24 protein-coding genes, 1 tRNA gene, 1 pseudogene and 1 riboswitch are annotated in these 24119 nt (G+C 49.4%); of the genes and pseudogenes, 4 read left to right on the forward strand and 22 right to left on the reverse strand.

Going from position 1 to position 24119, the window contains the following annotated elements:
* Position 1: 1 nt before the first annotated feature.
* Complete coding sequence (locus EDM52_RS04150) at positions 2-1402, reverse strand: ABC transporter permease (RefSeq protein WP_276531613.1); 1401 nt, start codon at positions 1400-1402, stop codon at positions 2-4.
* Positions 1403-1474: 72 nt separating this feature from the next.
* On the reverse strand, positions 1475-2173 hold the full coding sequence (locus EDM52_RS04155; protein WP_122907756.1) for an ABC transporter ATP-binding protein: 699 nt from the start codon (positions 2171-2173) through the stop codon (positions 1475-1477).
* A gap of 223 nt (positions 2174-2396) precedes the next feature.
* Between EDM52_RS04155 and EDM52_RS24490 the strand changes: the two genes are divergently transcribed.
* Both EDM52_RS24490 and pdxK read left to right on the forward strand, forming a co-directional pair.
* Positions 2397-2567, forward strand: coding sequence for a hypothetical protein (locus EDM52_RS24490; RefSeq protein WP_183184820.1), 171 nt, complete (start codon positions 2397-2399; stop codon positions 2565-2567).
* A gap of 171 nt (positions 2568-2738) precedes the next feature.
* Positions 2739-3554, forward strand: a complete 816-nt coding sequence (gene pdxK / locus EDM52_RS04160; protein ID WP_122907758.1) for a pyridoxine/pyridoxal/pyridoxamine kinase — start codon at positions 2739-2741, stop codon at positions 3552-3554.
* Positions 3555-3629: 75 nt separating this feature from the next.
* Here the strand turns inward: pdxK and rarD are convergent, their stop codons facing one another.
* A complete protein-coding gene (rarD, locus tag EDM52_RS04165; protein ID WP_122907760.1) occupies positions 3630-4514 on the reverse strand; it encodes an EamA family transporter RarD in 885 nt (294 codons plus the stop codon).
* A gap of 235 nt (positions 4515-4749) precedes the next feature.
* Here rarD and EDM52_RS04170 point away from each other — a divergent pair, with 235 nt between their 5' ends.
* Positions 4750-5658 carry an EamA family transporter gene (locus EDM52_RS04170; protein WP_122907762.1) on the forward strand — a complete coding sequence of 303 codons (909 nt, stop codon included), beginning with the start codon at positions 4750-4752 and terminating at the stop codon, positions 5656-5658.
* A gap of 139 nt (positions 5659-5797) precedes the next feature.
* Here the strand turns inward: EDM52_RS04170 and EDM52_RS04175 are convergent.
* The 18 genes from EDM52_RS04175 to shc all read right to left on the reverse strand — a co-directional run bounded on the left by EDM52_RS04175 (position 5798) and on the right by shc (position 21788).
* Positions 5798-5879, reverse strand: a tRNA-Leu gene (locus EDM52_RS04175).
* A 213-nt stretch (positions 5880-6092) separates the two neighbouring features.
* Positions 6093-6917 (reverse strand): hydroxyethylthiazole kinase, encoded by an 825-nt coding sequence (thiM, locus tag EDM52_RS04185; protein WP_122907763.1) that lies wholly within the window; start codon positions 6915-6917, stop codon positions 6093-6095.
* A 15-nt stretch (positions 6918-6932) separates the two neighbouring features.
* A complete protein-coding gene (locus EDM52_RS04190; RefSeq protein ID WP_245996506.1) occupies positions 6933-7427 on the reverse strand; it encodes a hypothetical protein in 495 nt (164 codons plus the stop codon).
* A 358-nt stretch (positions 7428-7785) separates the two neighbouring features.
* Positions 7786-8442: a YitT family protein gene (locus EDM52_RS04195; protein ID WP_122907767.1), complete on the reverse strand. Its 657-nt coding sequence runs from the start codon at positions 8440-8442 to the stop codon at positions 7786-7788.
* Between the two features lie 294 nt (positions 8443-8736).
* Positions 8737-11526: an ATP-binding protein gene (locus EDM52_RS04200; protein ID WP_122907768.1), complete on the reverse strand. Its 2790-nt coding sequence runs from the start codon at positions 11524-11526 to the stop codon at positions 8737-8739.
* The gene (locus EDM52_RS04205) at positions 11486-11956 is read right to left on the reverse strand and encodes a hypothetical protein (protein WP_148038726.1); all 471 of its coding nucleotides are present in this window, start codon (positions 11954-11956) and stop codon (positions 11486-11488) included. Before EDM52_RS04205 ends, EDM52_RS04200 begins: the two co-directional genes overlap by 41 nt.
* A gap of 11 nt (positions 11957-11967) precedes the next feature.
* Positions 11968-12699, reverse strand: coding sequence for a hypothetical protein (locus tag EDM52_RS04210; RefSeq protein ID WP_122907772.1), 732 nt, complete (start codon positions 12697-12699; stop codon positions 11968-11970).
* Between the two features lie 18 nt (positions 12700-12717).
* Complete coding sequence (locus EDM52_RS04215) at positions 12718-13110, reverse strand: hypothetical protein (RefSeq protein WP_122907773.1); 393 nt, start codon at positions 13108-13110, stop codon at positions 12718-12720.
* A complete protein-coding gene (locus EDM52_RS04220) occupies positions 13103-13507 on the reverse strand; it encodes a hypothetical protein (RefSeq protein ID WP_122907775.1) in 405 nt (134 codons plus the stop codon). The genes EDM52_RS04215 and EDM52_RS04220 overlap by 8 nt, the downstream gene beginning before the upstream one ends.
* A gap of 12 nt (positions 13508-13519) precedes the next feature.
* Entirely contained in the window at positions 13520-13861 is a 342-nt protein-coding gene (locus EDM52_RS04225; RefSeq protein ID WP_122907776.1) for a hypothetical protein, read from the reverse strand.
* 1 nt (position 13862) lies between these two features.
* Positions 13863-14879, reverse strand: a complete 1017-nt coding sequence (locus EDM52_RS04230; protein ID WP_122907778.1) for an ATP-binding protein — start codon at positions 14877-14879, stop codon at positions 13863-13865.
* 19 nt (positions 14880-14898) lie between these two features.
* Positions 14899-15402 (reverse strand): hypothetical protein, encoded by a 504-nt coding sequence (locus EDM52_RS04235; protein WP_122907780.1) that lies wholly within the window; start codon positions 15400-15402, stop codon positions 14899-14901.
* Positions 15403-15418: 16 nt separating this feature from the next.
* A complete protein-coding gene (locus EDM52_RS04240; RefSeq protein ID WP_245996509.1) occupies positions 15419-15766 on the reverse strand; it encodes a hypothetical protein in 348 nt (115 codons plus the stop codon).
* 270 nt (positions 15767-16036) lie between these two features.
* A complete protein-coding gene (gene cobU, locus EDM52_RS04245; RefSeq protein WP_122907781.1) occupies positions 16037-16603 on the reverse strand; it encodes a bifunctional adenosylcobinamide kinase/adenosylcobinamide-phosphate guanylyltransferase in 567 nt (188 codons plus the stop codon).
* Positions 16604-16640: 37 nt separating this feature from the next.
* Positions 16641-17417 carry an ABC transporter ATP-binding protein gene (locus tag EDM52_RS04250; protein WP_122907782.1) on the reverse strand — a complete coding sequence of 259 codons (777 nt, stop codon included), beginning with the start codon at positions 17415-17417 and terminating at the stop codon, positions 16641-16643.
* A 4-nt stretch (positions 17418-17421) separates the two neighbouring features.
* Positions 17422-18459: a FecCD family ABC transporter permease gene (locus tag EDM52_RS04255; protein ID WP_122907784.1), complete on the reverse strand. Its 1038-nt coding sequence runs from the start codon at positions 18457-18459 to the stop codon at positions 17422-17424.
* A 1-nt stretch (position 18460) separates the two neighbouring features.
* Positions 18461-19450, reverse strand: coding sequence for an ABC transporter substrate-binding protein (locus tag EDM52_RS04260; RefSeq protein WP_122907786.1), 990 nt, complete (start codon positions 19448-19450; stop codon positions 18461-18463).
* A gap of 181 nt (positions 19451-19631) precedes the next feature.
* A riboswitch (cobalamin riboswitch) is annotated at positions 19632-19819 on the reverse strand.
* Positions 19820-19895: 76 nt separating this feature from the next.
* Complete coding sequence (gene shc / locus EDM52_RS04270; RefSeq protein WP_183184822.1) at positions 19896-21788, reverse strand: squalene--hopene cyclase; 1893 nt, start codon at positions 21786-21788, stop codon at positions 19896-19898.
* Positions 21789-21912: 124 nt separating this feature from the next.
* Here shc and EDM52_RS04275 point away from each other — a divergent pair.
* Positions 21913-23081: pseudogene (locus EDM52_RS04275) on the forward strand (DUF2515 family protein).
* 47 nt (positions 23082-23128) lie between these two features.
* Here EDM52_RS04275 and EDM52_RS04280 read toward each other — a convergent pair.
* Complete coding sequence (locus tag EDM52_RS04280) at positions 23129-24079, reverse strand: MBL fold metallo-hydrolase (protein ID WP_122907790.1); 951 nt, start codon at positions 24077-24079, stop codon at positions 23129-23131.
* Between the last annotated feature and the right edge of the window lie 40 nt (positions 24080-24119).

A 24119-nucleotide genomic window follows, 5' to 3' on the forward strand; every position in this document is an offset into this window, starting at 1 on the left:
TTTATTCAGATCGAATCGCTTGCAAGGCGCTTAAACGGGAAGCGCGAATGGCAGGGAAAATTCCAGCCAGCAAGCCGATAATAAATGAAAACCCGATTGCAAAGAGAGCCAGCCAGCCAGGAATGTAGGCAAGGCGCATATTTTCACCATTCGGCCCAAAGCCCATGTTCAGACTATCCATCATGCCGCTGGAGGACCCGAGGTAATTGACAATCTCGACCGCTCCCCATGCCATTCCCAATCCGGCCAAGCCACCAATTAAGCCGATAAAGCCCGACTCCATCAGGAACAACCAGCGAATGTTGAATACGGTAGCTCCAATTACCTTCATAATTCCGATTTCCTTGGTGCGCTCCAGGATGGACATGATCATCGTATTGACGATCCCGATCGTAGCGACCAGCAGAGAAATCGCCGCGATACCGCCCAGGACAAGCTGAATGACGAAGAAGAAGTTGTTAATCGTCTCCAGTTCACGCGCTGGCGACCAGACCTCAAATCGCTTCTCTTGCAGGGCTTTGACCACACTCTCAACCTGCTCACGCGATTCGACTTTAACTGTAATGGAATCGAACTCCATCTCATTTTGCTTGTTTGCTTGTTCACGAGTACGCGGCGATGACGTACTGCCTTCGTCCCCACGACTGCGCATGACCCAGTCATTCAATTCCTTAATTAATTCGATCGGAGCATAAACAGCTCGCTGATCCCGGTAGCCTTCCGTCTGGAGCAATTGCCCGACTACCCGTACACGCACTTCTTTTTTCTCGTATTTAGGCTCGTCATCTACGCGATATTCACGTGTTAATTCCAGAGTGGCTGCTTTATCCACCAGATTGAAGGAAGAAGCTTGCCCCCCCATATCAGGAGGCTGCTCCCACATCTGCGGATCGCCTTGCTGTCTGCCGCTGTCTGCATTGCGTCTGCGGGCTTCACGCTTTTCCCGCTCTACGTCGCGCAATTCGCGAGTGACACCGAAAGCCACTACGACTTCTTGGGGCGAACCACTTAAATAGGTTCCTTTTTCGATATCGTTTTTCCGGTAGTCTGCCGATTCTCGTACATCCACCCCGATCAAATCGACATGCCCTTCCCGTCTGCCGACTTTCAGCTTGGCTTGCTCGTACAACCGCTTCATCGGCATAACAGCTGCGACACCCGGAATCGATTTCAGCTCTTGCACAGCTGCTAGATTCAAACGCTTTCGTTGATCGTCCGGAATCATCTCTTCCGTTTTCAGGTCCCAGTACATCGGTTCTACGTCCATTTCAGTCAAATTCCCAAAATTCTCTAAGCTTTTTACAGCGTTGTCCTTGAGACCCAAGCTTAGTGCCATCATGGCTACAATAGCCGCCGTACCAATCATGACCCCGACAGAGGTCAAGGCGGTACGAAGCTTCATTCTCCAAAGATTTCTCCAGACAATACGAAAAGAATCAGTCCATCTCACTTGTTTCATTCACCTCGTAGCCAACTAGGCAGGCCTTGTTCTTTTTTGTACAATACGTCCATCCTGCATGTAGATCACCCGGTCAGAACTTTCAGCCACTTCCTGCTCATGGGTGACAATAATGAACGTTGTTTCATTTTCCTTGTTCATTTCTCTCATCAGCGTCAAGATTTCCTGTTCCGTCTTACTGTCCAGGTTTCCTGTCGGTTCGTCAGCGAGGATGATCGTCGGTTGATTGACAAGCGCCCTCGCGATACTGACCCTCTGCTGCTGCCCACCACTCAATTCGTTCGGCCGGTGGTGAATACGCCCTTCCAGACCTACGCGATTCAGAATTTCCGTGGCTTTCATTCGTCTTTTTTTAGGGCTCTCCCCCGAAAAGATCAACGGAAGCTCCACATTTTCCAATGCAGTCAAATTCGGAAGAAGGTTGTACGATTGAAAAATAAATCCCATGCATTTTCTGCGAAACAAGCAAAGCTGATTTTCATTAAAGCGTGAAATTTCTTCGCCGCTGACATAGATGCTGCCTTCTTCCGGCTTGGTCAGTCCAGCCAGCAAATTCAAAAGCGTGGACTTTCCTGAACCGGAGGAGCCGCACAGGGCGACAAATTCTCCCTTGTTGATATGAAGATTGATATCGAACAGCACCGGAACCTTGATCTTGCCTGTTCCATAGCTGTGATTAACATCCTTCACAGTCAATTCTCCTGCTGAATTCATCTCTTCTCTCTACACCCCTTTTACACATCGCTAAGAACATCATAAAGACATACTCCCATATAGACGTTACAAACTGGTAAAATGTAACGTCATTTTTGGTTATTATACAAATTTCATAAAAATGCAAGAAACTCTTCAAGAATATGTAACAAGCGCTTTAACATTTGCTCCCAGTCTCCTGATACAATGAAGTCAGTGAGAAACGAAGAGAGGGCAGATAGCGATGAGCATTTACCGATTTTTATTTGAAACCGCCACACGCCAATGGGTAGAAATCATCAAGGCACCGAGCATGTTTGAAGCCGCCAAGCAAGCGAAGCAGCTTGCTCTGAAACGCTCCAAGAGCATGTCTACGCCGATCCACTTCTCCTTTCATCACGCTGCTTCTGTGTAGACAAAAGCTCAAACAGAATCTACAGCCTTCTCCTTTATAAGAGAAGGCATTTTTGTTCGTTCCCCAAGGCGCATCCCTTATTGACATCGACCTTTTTTTCCTCTTCAATAAGAGATAGTACTAGATTCGCATTCCGTATTGTTGCGGTTATAAAAAGGGAGATAATCGAAAATGACTATTCGCAAAGCACTTACCATCGCAGGTTCAGACACCAGCGGAGGGGCAGGTCTTCAAGCAGACCTGAAAACGTTTCAAGAGCGCGGCGTTTTTGGAATGACTGCTATCACGGTCATCGTGGCACAAGATCCTCATAACAGCTGGTTCCATGAAGTGTTCCCCATCGATGTTGCCGTTCTGGAAAAACAAATCGAAACCGTACTGTCCGGGATTGGCGTAGATGCCGTGAAAACAGGGATGCTCGGCTCCACAGATTTGGTCGATCTCGCCGCTCGCAAAATGAAAGAATACAATTTGCAAAACGTGGTTGTAGACCCTGTCATGATCTGCAAAGGCGCGGATGAAGCTCTCCACCCTGAGATTGCGGTTAGCTTGCGAGAAGTTCTCTTGCCTCATGCCACTGTTGCTACCCCCAATCTGTTTGAAGCAGGCATCCTCAGTCAGCTGGGTGCACTGAAAAGCGTGGATGACATGAAAGAAGCAGCGAAGCGCATTCACGATATGGGTACTGCAAATGTCGTGGTAAAAGGCGGCGGAAAGCTTGCTCATGAACATGCTGTAGATGTTTTCTACGATGGACAAACCTTTGAGGTGTTGGAAGCTGAGCGTTTTCAAACAACCTACACACACGGTGCGGGATGCACATTCGCAGCAGCCATTTGTGCGGAGCTGGCAAAAGGGAATTCCGTACGTGAATCTGTGCTGGTTGCCAAGGATTTCATCACGGAAGCCATCCGCCATTCATTTGCACTGAATCAATATGTTGGCCCAACCCATCACGGTGCTTACCGTATGGCAAAACAAGGTTAACTCCAGGGCTAGAAAAAACTCCTGACTCTCTTGGCTGATCGGCCGAACTGTCAGGAGTTTTTTGCTTTTCCATCCTTATGTTCGCAGCGCAACTGGCTGAGATTTTTTCCGCAAGGAGCTGATCGTAAAGACGATCAGAGCTGCCCAGATGAAGGAAAAGCTGATGATATGCGTGATCGTAAAAGGCTCGCCAAAAATGAAAATAGCCGAAAACATGGAGATGGTCGGTGACAGATACTGGATGAAGCCGATCGTGGATAACGGCAGTGTTTTCGTTGCCTCGGCGAACCAGAATAGCGGCAATACCGTTGCCACCCCGGTCAGGGTCAGAAGCAGAATCTGCCAGCCTTGCATATCCCACGCCGTGGCCGTTCCGTTCGCTTGTATCGCGCTCAAATAAAGGAGGGCAACCGGTACGATCAGCAGGGTCTCACAAGCCACGCCGGTCAGCGCATCCACCTGCACCTTCTTCTTCGCCAACCCGTACAAGGCAAACGATAATGCGAGCGCAATCGCCACCCACGGAACTTCTCCGTATTGAAGGGTGTTGTATAGAACTCCGATGGCTGCTAGCGTTAGCGCAATCCATTGTCCCAGCTGCAGCCGTTCCCTTAAAAAGATGACACCAAAAAAGACACTCAAGAGGGGGTTCATGTAGTAACCCAAGCTCGTTTCGAGTACTTTTTCGTTATTAACCGCCCAGATATAAATGAGCCAGTTCGCTGATATTAAGATCGAGCTGAGAATCATCGCCCCTCTTACTTTAGCCCCAGAAAGAGCGCTCATCATGCTTCTCCAACGCTTCTTGATCAACAAGACGATTCCTACAAATACAAATGACCATAAGATCCGATGGGCAAGTATCTCAAATGCTCCTACGGTTTGAAACACGTTCCAGTACAACGGAAGCAAACCCCAGACCAAATACGCAATGACAGCGTATACGACTCCTCGTCTCATTCTCATTAGCCCCCAGTGGAGAAATGAAATCTCGTCTAATGCTCCTAGTGTAGCGGATTCACCCGATTCCTGCTATCACATTCTCGCTCTAGATTACAGGTAGACGGTTTTCTCCGTTATTTCACTACCACATTAGTAGAATAAAGTGCCAAAAATATTAATTGTACCAATTTTACCTCTATAGTACAATATTTTTATTCACCAAATTTTTATTGTATCGAAAGGAAGTTCACCTATGACATACTGGCGCTCTGTAATCCTCGTCTTGCTCGGGGCATGTAGCTATGGCGTATTATCCATGGTCATGAAGCTTGGTTTTTCAGCTGGCTACACACCCACCGAGCTGAGTGGCAGTCAGCTTCTTTTTGGCGGAATCATCATGTCTGTACTTGCACTCCTATTTTCCAAAGCACGGTTTCGCTTCAAATACGTCATGTCCCTTGTACCCGTCAGTCTGATGATGGCTTTTGCCAGTTATTTATATAATCTTGCCGTGAGTCATCTCTCTGCGTCGCTGGCTATTGTCCTGTTCTTTCAATTCACTTGGTTTGGCATTCTGCTTGAATCCATCTCCAAGCGTCAATGGCCAAGCCTGGATAAATGGATTTCGATCATCATGATCGGCGGCGGAACGGTTCTTGCCAGCGGCCTTGGCGAGACAGGCTGGAATGATGTCAGTCTGTTCGGCTTGGTATGTGGACTGTTATCCGGCTTTTCCTTTGCCGTCGTCATTTTTATGAGCGGCCGTATTCTTCCAGACCTGAATCCGTATCTGCGAAGTGCCATTTCGATCAGCATGGCATCCTTGATGCTCTCACTGGTGTACCCGCCGACCTTTTTACTGAATGGACGATTGCTGGACGGATTATTGCCATACGGGCTGCTCGTAGCCTTGTTCGGCTCGGTTATTCCGATCTTTTGTCTCTCCGTCAGTGTTCCCCGCCTTGGAAACGGATTGGTCACCATACTCAGCGCGATGGAGTTGCCTGCAGTTGTCCTGTTGGCCAGCTTTGTTCTACACGAGCCAGTCAGTTTGACCAAATGGAGCGGCGTCTTGTTGATCCTGGCAGCGATTGCAGTACCACAAATCAAATGGCGGCAAGTCCTCCCTCCATCACAAGCCATGAGGGAAAAAAGCGGTTGAGACGTCTATGCATACACAAGAAGCTGACTCCTGTCTACGAGAGACGAAGAGTCAGCTTCTTTTACAATAGAAAGAAACCAGCGATGCTGGCTCGAAGACCAACAAGCTGGTTTTGTTCGTGTACGTCCTATGTAGATAATGCGGTCGGCGAGACTCGAACTCGCACGGGTCGCCCCGCCACCCCCTCAAGATGGTGTGTCTGCCAATTCCACCACGACCGCATGGTTTAATAGGATAGTATATGTGTAGATTTTAAAAATGGGGCGATCGATGGGACTTGAACCCACGAGACGAGTTGACCCCGCCTACACGATTTCCAATCGTGCTCCTTCGGCCGCTCGGACATCCATCCAACATCATGCTCAAAAGACGAGCATGTGCAATGATTAATCTATCATAACTCTCCATTGAATTCAAGGGCAAGTCATGAGAGATTAACCACCCTGCTCCAGCACTTCTATTTGCACGACTCCCATCCGCTTCACATCATCTTCCACAATCGCAGACAGCTCATTCAAAAACTGCACCTGAAAGCTCCCTGGGCCTTCTTCTGCAGATTTTTTGGCCGCTTTTTCAGCTGCTACCCCATAGCAAACAAGGGCCGATGCCCCTGCCAGGAGCAGATCGCTTTCCACCGCAGCAAAAGCACCAATCACAGAAGTAAGCAGACAGCCTGTACCGGTCACCTTGGTCAAGATGGGATGACCGTTCCCGATGCGATACAGTGTTTTCCCATCGGTGATGACATCTTCTTTTCCCGTGATGGCAACGATCGTTCCTAATTGCTTGGCCGCTTTTTGGGCGAGTGCGACGACATCCTGATTTCCTTGTGCCGCATCGACGCCTTTGATCTGCCATTTTTCGCCGATGACATTCGCGATTTCTGCGGCGTTTCCTCTGAGAATCGAGATTTTGACCTGCTCGACGATTTTTTGAGCGGTTGCTGTACGGTACGCAGTAGCACCTACCCCTACCGGGTCAAATATGACGGGAACTCCATGTTCGTTGGCCGATTTTCCCGCAAGGATCATTGCTTCAGCTTCGGTTTCATTCAAGGTTCCCATATTGAGAACCAATGCACCTGCAATGCTTGCCATTTCGGCAACTTCCTGCTTGGCGTAGGCCATGACCGGCGAAGCTCCCAATGCTAAAAGACCATTCGCGGTGAAGTTGGTGACGACCACATTGGTGATATTGTGAATAAGTGGATTGCCTTGGCGTATTCTTTCCAGCGATTGTCCCACGACTTCCAATTGCACGGTAATTCCTCCTCTCTATGCGCTTGACTCGGAGCGAGAAAGAAGCTTATGTACCTCCAACACCTCTCCAAGCTCAGGATGGTATTGCATGACCCCCATAATCATATAAGATTGATTCAATTCGGGCAATTCACGTGAATGCGCCAATACCTTGTTTACTTCACCATCCAGGCAAACTACTTGGCCCAAATACACATAGTGACCGGGACCTTCCTTCATGATCTCGATCTCTTTGATGTGTCCTGTAATTTTTATCCTTTCGTCCTCTTCCCTAATCGCTTGCTCATCGACCCACTTTTGCTTCAAATCCTCGATGGACAATTCATGCGAGCGAACCAGAAAATCCCAATCTCTGGAATGCGGGAAAATATGCTTCGTTTCTTCTAAAAAAACATTATATTCATCATGCAAAAGATCTACATAGTGTACGACGTCCTCTGAGATGATCCGGATTGAATCCTCTCCACATTTATTGATGTGATAGGCAAGAAATTTGAATGATTCGATCATGTCAAAATTTCCCCATCCCCATGCCTGGCTTCCTAAGGAACCTCCTCTGGTCCCACACTTTGTACAAGTGAAATAATAGTAGGTTGTCATCGTGAGTTCCCCTTTATCCATTTTCTTCTCTATTCTGGTATCGGATGTGGAGGCTAAGGGTTTTATGCGCCGTTAGTCGCAACATTGCGTATCATTGAAAAAAAAAAAAAAATTGATCAAAACTAAACACCCCTCCATGCAGACAGGCAACTCCACAAAGGGGTTCCCATCTCATCATGAAGGGGTGTCAGTATCAGTCGTTCATCGCGACGTTTGATCAAGAAGTGTTTATTAGATGCGATGCGTACCACTACGCACATCTCTTTCATTATCGATGGTTCAGGGACACGCGCCCATGTCCGTGACCTTGATGAGCCTCCATTTGAGGTGCAGCACCAAGACCCATACTCCAGTTAATGACGCGACTGGAGATCACCACTGCAAGAATCGTGTAAAACATCTCTTTTGCAGGCAAATACCAGAAGGAAAGACTGAGGACCATCACGTCCATCAATAGGAAAATCGTCCCTACTGTAAGTCCTGTGTATTTGCTGAGCAGCAAGGAAAGGATATCGTCACCGCCTGTAGCGGCTCCAAAGCGCAATACCAGCCCTGTCCCAAGTCCAGTGAGGACACCGGACAACAGTGAAGCAAGCGGCATCATGGAGCTCATGTCCAAAACGATAGGCGAATACTTTTCAAACAGCTCGTAAAAACCCGTAAAAGAAAGAGATGCGACCACCGTGTTCCAGATAAACTGACGTCCTTTTACCAGCCATGCCACCAAAATAAGTGGGATGTCTAACGCCAGCATCATGAGTGCCGGTGACAAGTCAAAGATGTACTTGGCCAGTAAGCCCAGCCCGACGAACCCTCCTTCTGACAGGTGGTTCTGAAAATTAATGTGATAGTAAGCAAAAGCAAGCAAACAAGCTCCAAACAAAATCATACCGTAACGTTGAATGAACTGCAGCGCTCTCTTCATCTTGAATTCCTCGCATTTTTGTCGGTTTAGGCATGGGCTGCCAACCGACTACGGAGGATATTCGCAAGTATAAGTCGCTACTCATACAAATGGCCTCGCTTTCGTAGTAGGTTAACCGCCCGAGTGACGATCGACTACTACGAAGCTAGATGTAGGAGAGGTCAAATTGTTTCCAAATCGTCCTGTGGGGACGCATGGTATCCTTATCCCTTCCATTGCTTTTTTTTAATTATATCATAAAAAAAGCGATTATAGAAGCCTTCACAATGCCCGTTACCATGATCAGGACGATGGTCACACATGCTGTCCAAGCGTTACCCAAGGCTGCATGGGCTTGATCGCAAAATACTTTTCCAACAGCTCAGGATAATCGCTGCATTCATCCAGAACGATTGCATGACAGAGTCTGCTTTTTTGCCTACTGTTCAGAACAGAAAGCTCAACCATGGCTGCAATGCCGCTGTACTTGAGCACCCTGGCCTGCAGTCTACGATTGTCCTGGTGAAGCTCCTCAGGATGTTCCAGCAGTTCAGACAATGCCTCTCCAGTCGGAAACAGCGTTTTCATCCATGCATACGGAGTAGCCAGGTCCGCATATCGTTCCATGCTGTAAGGAACGGATGCAGCCGGAAGAAAACGGGTAAGCGCGTCTCTTAGGACCTCAAGCGGAGCTTCGCCTTGTTGAATCGTTGTTTTTATCTCTACCAGGTAAACGTAAGAAATCCATTCGGCTAGAGACGTATCCTGCAAAAAACGCTGGACGAGAGAGCTCCAAAGTCCCTGTATCGTCCCCTGATCAAATTGCTGTCCCGTTATACGGCTGACGAGCTGCGACAGTTTCTCATTGATCGCGCACTCTGCTTCCGGAAACAAGAGATACGTTCCGATGAGCCGCTTGCTATCCGAACGAAATCTTTCCTGCTGCAGGACGAATCTAGCCAAATCAAAGGGAGCTCGCTCTGGACGTTTCGGATCGGCTTGATTCTCGGCCAACAGTTCTGCGTCAACCTGGACATGGACTTTCATCGGCCGATCAATCTGTCCATGAAAAATAACGGCCTCTCCTTGCTTCAACCGAATGATTTCCTGGATCTGTTCATCATCCAGTCCGATGGCGTCACCAACCAATTGCCTGTCATCTTTGGCGAACAGCCGATGAATGATTTTCAGATTCGTATTTTTGATAATATCAGGAGACAGCTTTGTCGGTATCTGGTCTGCGATAATCATGCCCTGGCCGTACGTACGGATCTCGGAGAGCATGTGGTTGAAGGTCTCGACAGCTTTTCCCCGCAAATCGCCAATTTCCTGATTCGAGGAGCGTTGCGCATTTTCCAACAGGCGGTGAGCCTCTTCGATGACAAGCAAATGCTGAAGAGTGCCGCTATGCTTCCCCTCGGAGGAGTAGTGCTCGTAAATGGAGACGAGAAGCAGCCCCATGAGAAACACCTTTTCTTGGTCATCTCCGATATATTCGAGCTCCATCACCGTTGGCGTCTGCAAAAGCTCTGAGATGGAATGACCCTCCTGCGTGTTCAATATGCTCCCTTTCGCGCCACTGAGCAGACTGCCGATCCGCACCTTCAATGCCCCGCGAATATCGCTGGTCAGATCAGCTGAATAGCCTACAGCCTCTATAGCCTGATCGATGGCTTGATGCAAATCTTCCATAGTCGGGAAAAGCGCTTGGCGTTCCAATTGTTCAGCAAACAGATTGGTACCGGAAATGAAATCCCAGCCGGTGCGCTGATAGATGTGATAGAATGCCGTCTCCAGAATATAGGGCATCGGTCCATACATCGGAAAGGCTGCGACGAATACCGACTTCAAGTGATCCAGATGGGTCTGAATATGAATATGCTCTGGAAAAGCAAAAGGGTTGATCCGAAATCCATTTGCACCCTCGATGCCAAGTGTATAGCGACGCAGGTTCGGAACCTGATTTTCGAGGTATTTGTACTCGGTCTTAGCAGGCTCCAAGACTAAAAACGGCTTCTTCGCCTCTACGGCTTTCATCAGGAGGCTCTTGATCGTGCTCGTCTTCCCGCTTCCTGTGACACCCGAAACGAACACATGCTTTGTCAGATCCTTCAACGCGATCTGGACAGGAATACGGGTAGCGTGATGCTTGACCAGGGTACCCAGCTCGATTGCGGGATACTGAGGTTCTTGCAGATCGACGTCGAATTCAACGCGTCTGTTCAGCTTGATCCCAGGGACGCCGCTCGTCGGCAGCGCGATAATGGGTGCAATACAGTTCGCGGCAGCATAGTTGACATACTCCAGGCTGCTGCTGGCTTGTTTGCGCAGCTGATACATGCTGAGCGATCCAGAGCGTCGCGCGAATGACTCCATTTTTTTCGCTATTAGGGACGCAATGCCATCCCCAGCGTAAATATGATAGTCCACCTGCTTGAAAACAGTGCCTTGGGTGCTCAAGACGTAGAGATGATTCTCCAATACTTCCAGCTGTTGCTGAGCAGTCACATCCTTCAACTGATACGACGTGTTTTCTCCTCCAGCAATCATTTTCATCAGATTCTCACCAAGATGCCCCTGCTCGCCCACCTGAGTCATGCTTTTTTGCGAAAGCTTGGCAATGTGATCGTGCAGCAATCGAAGCTGTTCCTTGAAGACTGACTCTTGCTTCAGGTGGAATTTGACCTGGATGAGAAAATCCTCCCGTGGGATCATCTTCACAAGTTCGTCCAGCAGGTTTTCTTTTCTATCCTGTAAAACGAGTGGGGACACACTGCCCGATAGCGTTACTTTCTCCGCAGCAAAGGCTGTATCCAGGTCTCGAGGCAGCTTCTCCCACACGCACGAAGAAAAGTGCTTGTTCAATTTTTCGCGAAGCTCACTATCAGCGGTTCCCAGCATATAGGTGAGCTTTTCCTTTTGATAGACGATATAAAGGGACAGCGGTTCACTCGCCTGCGAATGATGCGCGATAAACTCCACAATCTCCTTGGCTATCGAAAAGCCGAAATTCAACTGGATCTGGATCTCGTCCTTACCCTGATAAAAATAATAGCTGTCATGCTCACTGGTCCGATCTAATTCTGTTAATTGATAAAATGGCACCTGCTTCCAACTCCCCGGTGTTCCATATCAAAATAAAATGCTCGCTTGCTTCATTCCGCACAAGCGATTGGAACAAGCTCTCCAATTCTGACGGTATCGCAGCTTCGTGCTTGTCCATCAGTTCTTTTAACTCATGCGGCCCATACAAGCCATTGAGCAGGCTGCTTTTGAGAGCAGGCTCCTGTATGTCATCCCACTGTGCAGCAGAATAGCATGCCGGTTCAACGCTTCCGCTTTGGAACAGCTGATGGATTCGGACTTCGATCTGTTGAGCAAAGGCATGCAGTTTTTCAAGCGAGTCCACTTTGCTGGCAAAAGGCAAATCCCGATCTGCTGCCGCAACAGAGCATGACGCGTACTGCTCATAGAGGGTCTGCAAGGTTTTATCGTCCGATTGAAGAATCAAGACTTTCATTTCCACTTCACTCACGCCCTTCCTTACTACAGGAACATAGCCATTTGTACGGATTGCTTAGGCAACCCCACAATCAGCTTCCCGCCTGCGTCTTGGATTTGTTCGATCACAGCTCTGGCTTGCTCTGGACTTTGCAGAAGCGCCTGTGCCGTATCTTCATTAATAACCACAAAGGAATGGTCCGAAATCTGTCTTCCTGCCTGAATCTGCTGCTGCAGCTCCCCTGCAGCCAGTTCTTGACGAAGATAGGGCATTCCGCCGTTCTTCACTTCGTACGAAGCAGAATCACCCTTCATCACATCGTAATTGGCATCCACCACCACGTGATCTTTGTCCAGTCTCAGCTCCCACTGCTTTAAGCTCGCGTCCGATTCAAGCAATTGAAGGTCAATTTTATTGCCAGTCGGGACGCCATCCAGCTGGACTCCGATTTGTGTCCGGACTTCGCCATGCTGCATGAGGACGGATTCCATCAAGCTTTCCCCGAATTGACCTTTCAAATGAATGTCATTGTAAGCTGCTCGCACCATCTCTGGCGAGTGCTGAGACAATTCCCGGAATTCGGCCAGTTTTTTATAGCGATCCTGCTCCAACAGGACGTTGATGTTTTCCATAACCTGCTTGTTCATTTGCAGCTCTGCCGCGCGGTTCCATTCTTGCGCCATACTGCTGACTTCTGCCAGCTTCTTGCCTGCCTCCTGAATCGCAAGCGTCTCTGCTGTCTTCTCCGCGACAACCGCCGTCATGACTGGTTCCATAGCCGCCCCTCCTCCCCTTTACATGCTCGCCTTTGCTTTTGGTGGCTCCAGCTCATATTGGACTTCTCCACGGCTGAGCAGCTCGGCTTGAGCCTCTTTTGTCAACCGGCTCAAGGGTACTGTTTTCCCGATCTGTTTTTGAATCCATTCGCCTTGTTGATTCTGAAAGTACATCTGGATATCGAGGCGGATGCTGTCAACCTCCGCTTTCTGCATACAGAATCTGCCCCCGACATAGTACAAGGAGCCTTTTTCTGATCCCAGCTCGATCATCCGATCACATTCATCCGAATATTGAGCTGCCAACTCATCCAATGTGACGCGCTGGTTGTCCTTCTTCATCTTGTGCTTCCACATGAGATAGCAGCCAGCTGTGACAAGCCCACCCACGATAATGGTTTCTTTAATCATGTTGTTCACCTTTTTCCGGATGGGTAAGTTCATAGGCGATCCGTCTTTCTTGTTTCAGCGCACGCCTGTCGTCCAAAATCAATAGCTCGATGGGATATTTGCTGCTTTTGTTCTTTTTCACAACCCATTCACCGTCCGTTTTTTGAAAAAAGGCCTCCATCCCGACCAGAAAATGCTGTTCGTCCTCCGTGATTTCAATAGTAAAGGAGCCACCTATGAATAGTAGCCTTTCGCGTGCAATCGCTGCGAGGATGACAGCGTCGCAATCCGCTTCGTAATGCTTGGCAATCGCTTCAAACGTGTTTTTTTCTTTGTTGAATTCAATGATCAGGTTTTTATGTAATAAGTCACTAAACTTCTCGACCGACTTTATCATCTTGCCCGGCATTTCTTTCACATCATCTCACCCCTACAGGATCAGCTTTAGCTCATCTTCCAGTTCTTTGGAAATATCGACTTCCTTGTTGATCACGCGGGCTTTCTGACGAATTTCAGGCGGGACCTCTGATTCCGAGACGCGCTTGGTTTCGGTGGTTTCATACCATTGTCCCTTGCTGTCCTGCTGATATGTCTTGGCAATTTCTTCGTACGCTTCTTTCATTTTTTTCAAAAAGATCTTTGCGCCGATCACCGTTGCTTTCACTGCTTTCCTTGCTTTTGCAACCAAAGATCGCATCCAGTTCTTGATTTCGTCCCAAAAAGAAATCGCCAATACGGCAACTGCGCCGATCAGTAACGCGGTAAGTATCACCCTACTTCAACTCCTCAAGCTTCAATTGGCTTTTGACGTATTCTTCACTGACTGGTCGCGTTTCCACTTTGACCGAATCGGAACGGTCGGACCACGTGTTATTCGCCCTTTTACTCTTCATGATTCCTTGCAAAGCATCCGCCAGGTATTCATGTTTGACGAGTGGTTCTTCCGCTCTCGCTGCACGAAAAGCCGCCATGAGAATCGCGTTGGAGATATCGCTACCGGAAATCTGGTCAAACTCTCTAGCCAATTCCTCTGTACGAATATCGTGTGGGAGCTTTGTCGGAATCAGCTTTTTCAGAAGTCGAACACGACAGTCAAAATCAGGCAGTTCAAAATCGATGTGTGCCAGGATTCTGCGCATAAAGGCTGGATCGTAATTGGAGATGTAGTTGGTCGCAAACAAGATGACACCCTGGTAATCGTTCAGAAGCGTAAGCATAACCGAGCGAGTCTGATTCACACTGGTATCGGTCGCATTGTTCATATTCGTTACTCTTCGACTCAGAATCGCATCTGCCTCGTCAAAAAATAAAATGCTGTCAGAATCTGTGGCGATGCGGAAAGCCTCGGTCAAATTTTTTGGCGTGTCTCCCACAAATTTGGACTCTATGTCGGCATAGTTGATGACTAACAGCTTTTTACCCAAATATTCTGCGATCGCATGAGCGACCATTGTTTTTCCCGTGCCCGGCGGACCGTACAGATTTAACCCTACCTTGCGCGAGTGTTTATGCGTTTCCGAAAATCCCCAGGCGTCAAAAACCTGATCACTTTTATCTTTGATCGCGAGCGCATTCTGGATGGCTTCCAGCGTCCGGGCTGGCAAAATGACGTCTGCAAAGCTGTACTTTGGCGATTGCGGGATAAATGAAGCCGCCTGGGGCTTGCTGTCTTTCCCTGCTTCTGCAACAGCCTGCTTTACTGGCTCTGTATTTTTGGGTCCAACGATAGACCCTTGTGCGCTCAAAGGCATAGTGGGCGTGCTTTGATCAATCCTTCTGCCGATTCCCATGTCAAATCCCCTTCCTCACTCAGTCCAATCTTATATGCTTGGTAATAACTCCGTTCGGATACTCGCGTTCGTCTGTCCAGCGATACACGCGTTCTTTTCCCTTGAAATCCAAGACCTCCAGTTTGCCCGTATCCACGAAATGCTGGACGGCTCTTCTCATCTCAGAGCGATCCATCTGACCTTCAAGTCGCAGCTTCTCGTGGAGCTCGTCCATCGTTGCCATTTCGATATCGAGAAAGATCCGCTTTACTTTTTGCCCTGTACTCTCCGGCTTGAAGTAGACGATGGCCGTCACAATCAGGCCGCACACGGCAAAAATGGCAATCGACCAGTAGCCGATGACGGTGTACAAATAGTAGAAACCATATAGAATACCGGCTGGGATCAGCACGTACAAAGAGAGTTTGAACAGCTTCCAAAGGATAACCAGAATGAAAACAATCGCGTAAAATAAATACTTGAGCAACGTCACGACCAAGCCAACTGCTATGAATAAAAGAACGATACCAATAATAATTTCCATGTTAAGTCTCCTTTGGCTATCGCGTCAGTTGAGCTTCCAGTTCATCTGTGATATCGGTCTCGCGGTACTTCTGGGCCATCGCTCGGATGTCTTCTGGAACATCTCGTTCGTTGACCTTTCTCGTGATCACCGTCTCCTGCCAACGTCCATTTTCCTTGGCGTAATGCTTGGAAATTTCCTCAATAGCCTCACCGATCTTCTTAATGAATACCTTGGTTCCATAGACAGCAGTCTTGATCACTTGTTTCACTTTTTGAAGGCATCGCTTGAGCCAATCGACAATACTGTTCCAATATTTCGCCACCAGGCTTCCCCCTACCAAAAGGGCAGCTCCTATCAATAACGCTTCAATAATCATTTGCATCGACTCCATTCCTCATGTTCCATTTAATACCCAGATCCAGACATGGATTAAACATTGCCTGCGACCCCATAAGTACATATACCCATATTCAATAGCCCCATAGACGGATTCTAGGGACTACTTGCTATAGAACTTTATTCCCACTAAATTATTTATCATACTACGATATTTTCAGACAATTGTCGATCTCAAAATTGCCAGTTTCTTCTGTCTGACAGCAATTCAATGATGAAAAAAAAGAAAGAAGGCATTGCTTCACCTTCTTTCTCACTAAAATTGAAAGGCTTGCTTTTTCATTTCCACCGGGATGCCAGCCGTGACGAGAAAAACCTGCTCACATTCCTGGGCAATACGCTGATTCATGATACCGGCGACATCCCGAAAGACTCTCCCGAGTGGATAATCCGGAACAATACCGTAGCCCACCTCGTTTGTAACAAGCAGTAGAGAACCTGGAAACGTGCGAATGACCTCCTGCAATGCCATAATCTGCTCAAGTAAATGCTCTACTGAAGGGTGCCCTTCTCCACGCACCAACCAATTGGACAGCCACAGAATCAGACAATCGACCAAAAGGACAGTGCGACCATCCTGCACGTCCGGCCGTCCACCTAGTTCCGTCAGTTTTTCCGCCAGCTGAAAAGGTTCTTCTACCGTCTCCCAGTGAAAGGGAGAACTCTCCCGTCTTACTTGGTGCTGCTTGACCCGCTGCTCCAATTCCTCGTCAAAAACGGGACTCGTCGCGATATAGATGCCTCGTTCCCCGAGATGAGCGGCGTATCGCTCCGCAAACGTACTTTTTCCACTACGGGCTCCGCCCGTCACCAATGCAATCATCCTGCACCCTCCAAACGCTGATCCTTCCCCTTGCGTCCTATCCACCTGCCTGCAGCATGATCTGCGGCAAATGATGAACCGGGTGCTCCAATACGATCGGTCTAGTGCCATAGACGTCTTCGATCAGACTGCTGCGCAATATTTCTTCGGGACTGCCCACGCTTACCTGCCTTCCCTTGTGGAGCATCAAAATCCGATCACAGTACAACGAGGCCAGATTCAAATCATGAAGCACCGCAACAACTGTAACCTGCGTCGTCTTTTGCCAGGAGCGCACGATATCCATCAGTTGGATCTGATAGCCGATATCGAGGTATGTCGTCGGTTCGTCCAGGAGCAGAACCATGGGCTTTTGCACCAATGCCTTGCCCAGCGCGACACGCTGTTTTTCTCCTCCACTCAAGTGATCGAGCGAACGCTGCTCAAGCTCACTCAGATTCAACATGTGAATGATCTCATCAATCAAGGGAGTAGGGTCCAAAGCTTCCTCGCCCAGCCAGTTCTGATAGGGGAATCTCCCCATCTCCAGCACTTCACGTACGAGAAATCCTACAGGTGGAAGAGCTTCCTGCTCCAGCACCGCCAGCATTCGGGCGAGCTCCTTGCGAGAGTAGCGCGTGAGCAGCTTTCCATCTAGACGAATCTCACCCTGGTCCATTCCGACGACACCAGAGATCAGCTTGCAAAGCGTCGATTTTCCGCTTCCATTCGGGCCGATGATGCCGAAAAACTCCCCCTTGCTTACGGAAAACTGGATATCCTGCAGGACAGGCGTCTGATTGTAGGATTTATGCAGTCCGCTTACCTGGATCATCTGACTATCCTCTCCCCTGTTGTTTTCTCTTCCTTAACAAATAGGCGAAGAAGGGCGCGCCCAGAAAGGCCGTAACGACACCCAATGGTATTTCTGTCGGGCTGAGCAGCATTCGCGCCAGCGTATCTGCCCACAGAACATAGATTCCTCCGAAGATCGTCGCCATCGGCAGCAGCAAGCGATAATCAGGGCCCATCATCAGCCTGACCAAATGCGGTACCACCAGTCCGACGAACCCGATAATTCCCGAGATGGATACTGCTGCTGCTGTTAACATAGTTGCTGTGACCAGGACAATCAATTTGGTTCGATCGACATGGACACCGAGATGCGCTGCCTGCCGCTCTCCCAATGCAAAAAGATTGAGTGAGCGCGCGTAGCTGATCAGCACAACCAATCCGATGATCAAATAAGGCAGCAGGACGTACGAAAACGCCCAGCCCCGAAAAGAAAGGCTGCCCAACAGCCAAAAGATGATCTCATTGACCATCTTGTCTGACAAAGAGACCATGAAGGATACCAGTGAGCCCAAAAAGGCTTGCACCACGACGCCAGACAGCAGCAAGGTCTCGGTCTGGATCTTGCCCTGTGTATTCGCGAGACGCATGACAATCCATAGACTGAAAAGCCCAGTCAGAAACGCGACTACGGGTGTGCTCCATTGTCCGAGAAAGGCAATTTGCAAGCCAAAAAGCAAGAGAAAGGAAGCTCCGACAGCAGCACCCGATGCTACCCCCATCGTGTATGGATCTGCCAGTGGATTGCGCAATACGCCTTGAAAGCCCGCACCTGCCAGAGAAAGGGACGCTCCCACCAGAATGGCCAAGACCACACGTGGGAAGCGCACCTTCATTACGATTTGTTCAGCAGACTCTGGCCAGGTGACCGGGATGTGCTCTGCCATACCAGGAAGCTGATGCAGAAGGATCAGCCACACCTGCGACAGCGGCAGGCTGGCAGCCCCCATCGATATACTCACGACGATAGAGAGGAGCAGCGTAGCAATTCCTACTCCTCCCCATGCAGCCAGTCGTCTCTTCATCCTACTTCACCCGATCGGGATAGATGGCCTTCGCCACTTCAATCAACCCTTGCGTGATCCGTGGCCCAGGACGGGACATGACATTTTCGTCCATGCCAAAAACCTGTTTTTCTTGGATCGCCTTGATTTTTTCCCATCCACTTCGTGTGACGATGATTTCCTCCAGATTTTTGCCGGTATTCTGATCGACGAGCCCTTTTGCATACAAAATCACGTCCGGATCATCTTGGACGATTTTTTCCTCACTGATCTGATTCCAGCCTGTAGTATCGGAAGCGATATTGATTCCCTTGGCCAGTGTAATCAGTTCATCCATAAACTCTCCCTTGCCCACCGTCCAGCCGGGAGCAAATTCGAGGTATACCTTTTTCATTTCCTCGGGCCCTAGATCTTGAACCGCCTCTGTAACCCGTTCGATATCCAGCTTCATCTGGCTGACAATCGCTTCTGCCTGTTCTTGCTTGTTGGTGATCTTGCCCATGAGCAAAATATTGTCCATGATTTCAGCCACGCTATTGGGGCGTGTGATGTAAATTGGCAAACCTAAAGATTGGAGCTTTTCTGCGATCGGCTTATCCATCGAAATGCCGCCGATGACCAAGTCTGGACTCTGGGACAGAATCGCTTCTTCGTTCGGCTTGACAACTCCCCCCACCTTTGGCTTCTTTGTTGCTTCGGCAGGGTAGTCATCAAAATCGGACACACCCACGATTTGTTCTCCAAGACCCAGGGCAAACAAGATTTCCGTCTCTGCAGGAGACGTGGAAACAATGCGCTCAGGTGCTTTTTCAAACGTGATCTCTTTTCCGGTCGCATCCTTGACCGTAAGTGGATACACGGTCTGCTTGGCAACCGATTCATCTGTATTTTGATGTGGTGTTTCCTGCTTTGCTTCAGGTGCAGGCTGAGCTTGAGGGGCTGCCTGCTCCGAACATCCCCATAATCCAATCGTCAACAGGACAGGGAGTCCCCATTTCCAAAAACGTTTCATCCGTGCTTCTTCCTCTCTTCTTCCATTCCATCATCACGATTCCTATGAAATCGACACCTACTAACGAAAAACCCTTTGAATCCACGAAGGAAACAAAGGGTCGGCTTTATGCTCAGGAGGCGTGGACACACAACGATATCCTATACTTCCCAATCCAGCCGATCCTCTCCGCGAAGGAACGCAGGTAAACGTACAACAGGCAGGTCTCCTGGCTCACGGGTATCAGATGCCCTCCCCTTCCCGTTTCCATAGAAACAGTGGCACGGAGGACCCTACCCGATTTACAGTGGCGGGACCGCGCCGGATTCTCACCGGCTTCCCTTTTCACCTGTCCATTTCGGACGAGGCACCTGTTGTTTTATACATAGTGAACGTGATGAATCAACCATATTCTCGTATCATCATAGCATTCCTGTCAGCAAAAAAGAAGGAGGAATGGCGAGGCTCACATGTATTTGTCCTGGTAGTGCGAAAGAGCGAGCAGAGGCCAGATCCACTGATAGCTATGGTAGGCAAAATACGTACCTCCTGGACGCCCACCCCCTGTGGGATAAAAGGAAGTCCAATCGCCAGCCGGCTTTCGTCTCGTCAAGAATCGAATGCCGTGCTCCACGGCAGGGGTAGGTTTGGGAGAGGCTGCGATCAGGGCATCAACCGCCCATGCTGTTTGGGAAGGCGTACTCGCTCCCAGAGGAATATAGGTTTTCTTCTCGTCGCTCAGACACGATTCCCCCCAGCCCCCGTCGGGATTCTGTATCCTTTGGAGCCAAAGAACCGCCTTTTGGATGGCAGGATAATCAGGCGGGAGACCCACAGCGATCATACCCGTCAGGGCAGCCCACGTCCCGTACACGTAGGCGATCCCCCACCTCCCGTACCAAGAGCCGTCAGCCTGCTGGTTTGCGAGTAGCCAGCTAATCGCACGAGCAATGCGTGGATCTGATACGCTCATCCCTGCATAACGACCGAGAAATTCCAGCGTCCGGCCCGTCAAATCCGCCGTGGAGGGATCTGTACTGACGGTATCCGCCCCTTCGATCGGCAGGTTTCGCACCAGCGCAGAATCCGTATTTTTTTCAAAGGCAGGCCACCCACCGTCGTCGTTTTGCATGGATAAGAGCCAAACCAGACCACGGTTCCAAGCGGCGGCTGCCAGTTGATCAGTCTTGGCCTGATTATGCAGGGCTCTCAAGGCAGCCGTCGTATCATCGATATCCGGATTCATCGTGTTGTGATCGGAGAATCCCCAACCACCGGGTTTCACTCCGGGATTGCGAATTTTCCAGTCTCCGTAAGTCGTTTGCTGTTTGCTCAGGAGATAACGATTGGCCTGTGAAATCGCGGGGTGAGAAAAGGAGAGTCCGCTGCGCTGCAAGGAATGGGACGATAGAGCGGTGTCCCAGACAGCGGAGGTCGCAAGCTGCAGGTGTACGCCAGCAGCTTGCGAGCATACAGAGGCTTTGAGCCCAGCTACAGCCTTCTGAATGACAGGATCTCGAGAAGAGTAGCCGCGTGCAAGCAGCGCATAAATCATGAGGGTGGTGGATGTGGAGTAATTGTACAGCGTTCCGTCCGGTTCAATACGCGAAAGCATAAACTGCTCCAGTCTTCGAAGGCCTACTTCGTGAAGCTTGCCAGGCAGAAAAGGAAGTCGCTGCACATAGTCGTGGGTCGAGGATAGCAAGGCTTGCCCATCTTTGGCGAAGCGTTCGAGGATACCATGTGGATAGATGCCCGGAGCGATGGGGTGAACGGCGTACAAATCAGACAGATCGGGTGTGTACGGGAGCTTTTTTACGTATTTTCGATCTGCACAAATCATCATAGGCGCCAAATGAACACGGGCATACCCGACAAAATCATAGAAGCTGACGGGCAAGCTCGGAGGAAGTAAAGCCAGCTCTACAGGAACGATAAAATGCGCAGGCCACTGGTATTGTCCTGTCAAAGCAGTTGTGATCTTGGTCAGCAGGTTCGCCTGGGTAAGCCCTCCCCTTTCTCGGATAAAGGAACGGGCTAGCGCCATTCTCGGCTCATTTTTCGTATACCGGCCAGAGAACAACAGGGCGTAGTAAGAATCAATCGTAGCAGACAAATTCCCTTGTGGTTCGTCCGGATACAGTTTCCATGAACCGTCATCCTGCTGCTTGGAAACGATATGGCTGACCAGTTTTTCAATCAATCCTTCATCATCAATAGAAAGGGTTCGCAATAGGATGATCATGTGCGAATCTGTCATGGGAGAGGTTTCTAGACAAAATCGCCAGGATCCGTCTGCCTTCTGCCATTCGACCATAGAGGTCTGAATACGCCGAATTTCCGTTTGTACATCGCTCACCTGGTTCACCTCCGCAAAAATATGCTAGTAGAAAACTTGGCTGCTCCAAGCTTTTGGCGGAGCCTAAGTACCCAAAAGGCACAGGTAAACTTTTCGATCGTACAACGAAAGGAGGAGAGATCTCATGGAATTACCGTGGTTCTTGGCTCCCCATCTCCTTTCCTTCGCTAAGGAATGTAAGAAGGTAAAGGCAAAAGGCCACGCAAAGCAAGCAGCAGCATCCCTTTCAGAGAAAGATCAGGAAACGATAGAGCGCATCCAACAACAAACGCGTGACTGGAATGGTGACAATATCAGTCGAACCAGTGCCTATCTAACTTTTTATCAAAAGCGCCCCGAGGTTCAATGGGCTTTACTAGCTCATCTGGTCTCCCGAAACGCCGGATGGAATATGACCGATCTGCGCGGAGAATTCCTTCCACGGCTGCTTTCAGCCAATTATTACTGTATGAGGAAAGCGTCAAGCAACAGACCAATCTTTTTCATCTACTCTCCCGGCTCCATGTCTCCTCGTTCATGCAGGGTGCCTGGAATCACTTTTGGAAAACAGGGGATCGCCAGCTTTTGACCATCAGCTTGATCATCAATGAACAGCACTATCTTGAAGAGCAGGTCATGCGAGATCAGAAGTACCAGAAAACAGTCATACAGACGCTGCCCTTTACCCTTCAGGAGCTGCTATCTCTAGGTCACATTCTTTTCCCTAGCCAGATGAAAGGATCAGGAGGAAGTCCGTTGCGGCTATACGGGGATAAAGTCTCACATTTTGCTTCCCTATCTGAGCGCATTGCATTAGGCAAAAAATTGTACGCGCTCTTGTTCAGGGATTCAGCTCGGTTGGAAGGAATTCTGGCATGGGCCGTCAACCAACCACACAGCGGGTCGAGAAAAGATTATTGGCCACATCTCTTTCACGATGTAAACGAATCGGTGCCCGGTCAGCCTAACGTCAAAAAATTGAGCAATTGTCGGCTCAGAGCCGGTGCGAAACGCCTGTATTCCCCTATTCTCCGGCATGCATGGGAGCCTGAAGAGCATGCACCACCGACGCATCAAGACTGGTATCGTGGTGATCTTAGCGTCTTGCGCATGTTCATCTCGTCCGAAAACCTTGTACGCGACGAAAAGATGGGGGACGTGTATTGCCACGCACTAGAGACGATCGAGCTTGCCGTGATCGCCCGAGGCAAAATTTTTCCTGCCTATCCTCGCTCTCCCCGAAAAAAACGGCTCCAGTTGCTTGCGCCGCCTTCTACGCATCGATCATCCTCTGAAGACGCAAAAAACCCTTGAATCCCTAAAGGGACCCAAGGGTTGGCAACTCAGCAGCCATGTGCATGTTAGGCATTGCTTTTCTTTTGCAAATAATCCTCAATCCCCATCGCACAAACACTAAGATCAAGCTTGATGATATCGAAAACAGCATGGCCATCGCCAATTCCAAGCGGCTTCAAATGTTCTGCAACTTTTGCCAGAAGTCTATCGCAAAGTACGTCATGCCCCAGACCTTCCGCGATGACTTTTTCTCCCTCCGCTACAAAAATCGGAAGCCACTCTGTTACCTGCCGGAACGCTTCTTCTACCTGCTCGCTCATGCCGAAATGCCCGAAGTACAGCCTGTCCAATTTTCGTTCCCGGAATCTCGCGATAGAAGCCAGCATCGCATCCGGGCTGAATTGGTTGGGAGATGTGGAGGGCAAGAAGAAATCGATTCCCTCCCTTTTCAAGGTGCAATAGTAGACACCTGCCGTATCTCCTGTAAACATCCCGTTACTCACCGGATCATAGATACTGAAATGATGATTGGCATGCCCCGGAGAATCCAGGAATTCAAGCGTGCAATCAGGCCCGATCGTCAGCTTTTCTCCATCAGCGCGAATGAGCAGCCTCTCCTCTGGAACGGGCAGGATCGGATCAAACAATTCATCGAACTGCTCGCCATAGACTGCCCTCGCTCCTGCAATCAGTCGGCTGGGATCTACCAGGTGGCGCGCTGCCTTGGGATGGAGCACGACTGTAGCGTTCGGGCACTCCTGAAGAAGCAACCCCGCTCCCCCAGCATGATCGAGATGAATATGTGTCAGGATCACGTATTTTACCTGCTCCAACGAAAAGCCTAGCTGCTTCAGCCCAGATCGGATGTATGGAACAGAAGGGCTTGGTCCCGTTTCAACCAAAGTCAGCTGCTCTTCTGCGATCACGTATGTGCCCGTTCGTTCCGGAAGCCCCCAGTCATAGCCGTCGATCAGATGAATCCGTTTGCCCAGTTCGATGGGTGAGTGGTCGTGCATGGTAACGCCTCCTTTTTCGATCACATCGGAATTGACCCAA

Origin of the sequence: Brevibacillus invocatus (assembly GCF_003710915.1) — a bacterium.
Classification (GTDB): domain Bacteria; phylum Bacillota; class Bacilli; order Brevibacillales; family Brevibacillaceae; genus Brevibacillus; species Brevibacillus invocatus.

Coding starts and splice junctions, on each gene's coding strand:
- EDM52_RS04210 (WP_122907772.1), bottom strand. CDS start 12,699: ATGGAACCAGTCATGACGGCGGTTGTCGCGGAGAAGACAGCAGAGACG.
- EDM52_RS04235 (WP_122907780.1), bottom strand. CDS start 15,402: ATGGAAATTATTATTGGTATCGTTCTTTTATTCATAGCAGTTGGCTTG.
- EDM52_RS24490 (WP_183184820.1), top strand. CDS start 2,397: ATGAGCATTTACCGATTTTTATTTGAAACCGCCACACGCCAATGGGTA.
- EDM52_RS04150 (WP_276531613.1), bottom strand. CDS start 1,402: ATGAAGCTTCGTACCGCCTTGACCTCTGTCGGGGTCATGATTGGTACG.
- EDM52_RS04280 (WP_122907790.1), bottom strand. CDS start 24,079: ATGCACGACCACTCACCCATCGAACTGGGCAAACGGATTCATCTGATC.
- EDM52_RS04195 (WP_122907767.1), bottom strand. CDS start 8,442: ATGAAGAGAGCGCTGCAGTTCATTCAACGTTACGGTATGATTTTGTTT.
- cobU (WP_122907781.1), bottom strand. CDS start 16,603: ATGATTGCATTGGTGACGGGCGGAGCCCGTAGTGGAAAAAGTACGTTT.
- EDM52_RS04155 (WP_122907756.1), bottom strand. CDS start 2,173: ATGAATTCAGCAGGAGAATTGACTGTGAAGGATGTTAATCACAGCTAT.
- rarD (WP_122907760.1), bottom strand. CDS start 4,514: ATGAGACGAGGAGTCGTATACGCTGTCATTGCGTATTTGGTCTGGGGT.
- EDM52_RS04255 (WP_122907784.1), bottom strand. CDS start 18,459: ATGAAGAGACGACTGGCTGCATGGGGAGGAGTAGGAATTGCTACGCTG.
- EDM52_RS04170 (WP_122907762.1), top strand. CDS start 4,750: ATGACATACTGGCGCTCTGTAATCCTCGTCTTGCTCGGGGCATGTAGC.
- pdxK (WP_122907758.1), top strand. CDS start 2,739: ATGACTATTCGCAAAGCACTTACCATCGCAGGTTCAGACACCAGCGGA.
- EDM52_RS04215 (WP_122907773.1), bottom strand. CDS start 13,110: ATGATTAAAGAAACCATTATCGTGGGTGGGCTTGTCACAGCTGGCTGC.
- EDM52_RS04250 (WP_122907782.1), bottom strand. CDS start 17,417: ATGATCCAGGTAAGCGGACTGCATAAATCCTACAATCAGACGCCTGTC.
- EDM52_RS04230 (WP_122907778.1), bottom strand. CDS start 14,879: ATGGGAATCGGCAGAAGGATTGATCAAAGCACGCCCACTATGCCTTTG.
- EDM52_RS04190 (WP_245996506.1), bottom strand. CDS start 7,427: ATGATCGAATCATTCAAATTTCTTGCCTATCACATCAATAAATGTGGA.
- EDM52_RS04260 (WP_122907786.1), bottom strand. CDS start 19,450: ATGAAACGTTTTTGGAAATGGGGACTCCCTGTCCTGTTGACGATTGGA.
- EDM52_RS04240 (WP_245996509.1), bottom strand. CDS start 15,766: ATGCAAATGATTATTGAAGCGTTATTGATAGGAGCTGCCCTTTTGGTA.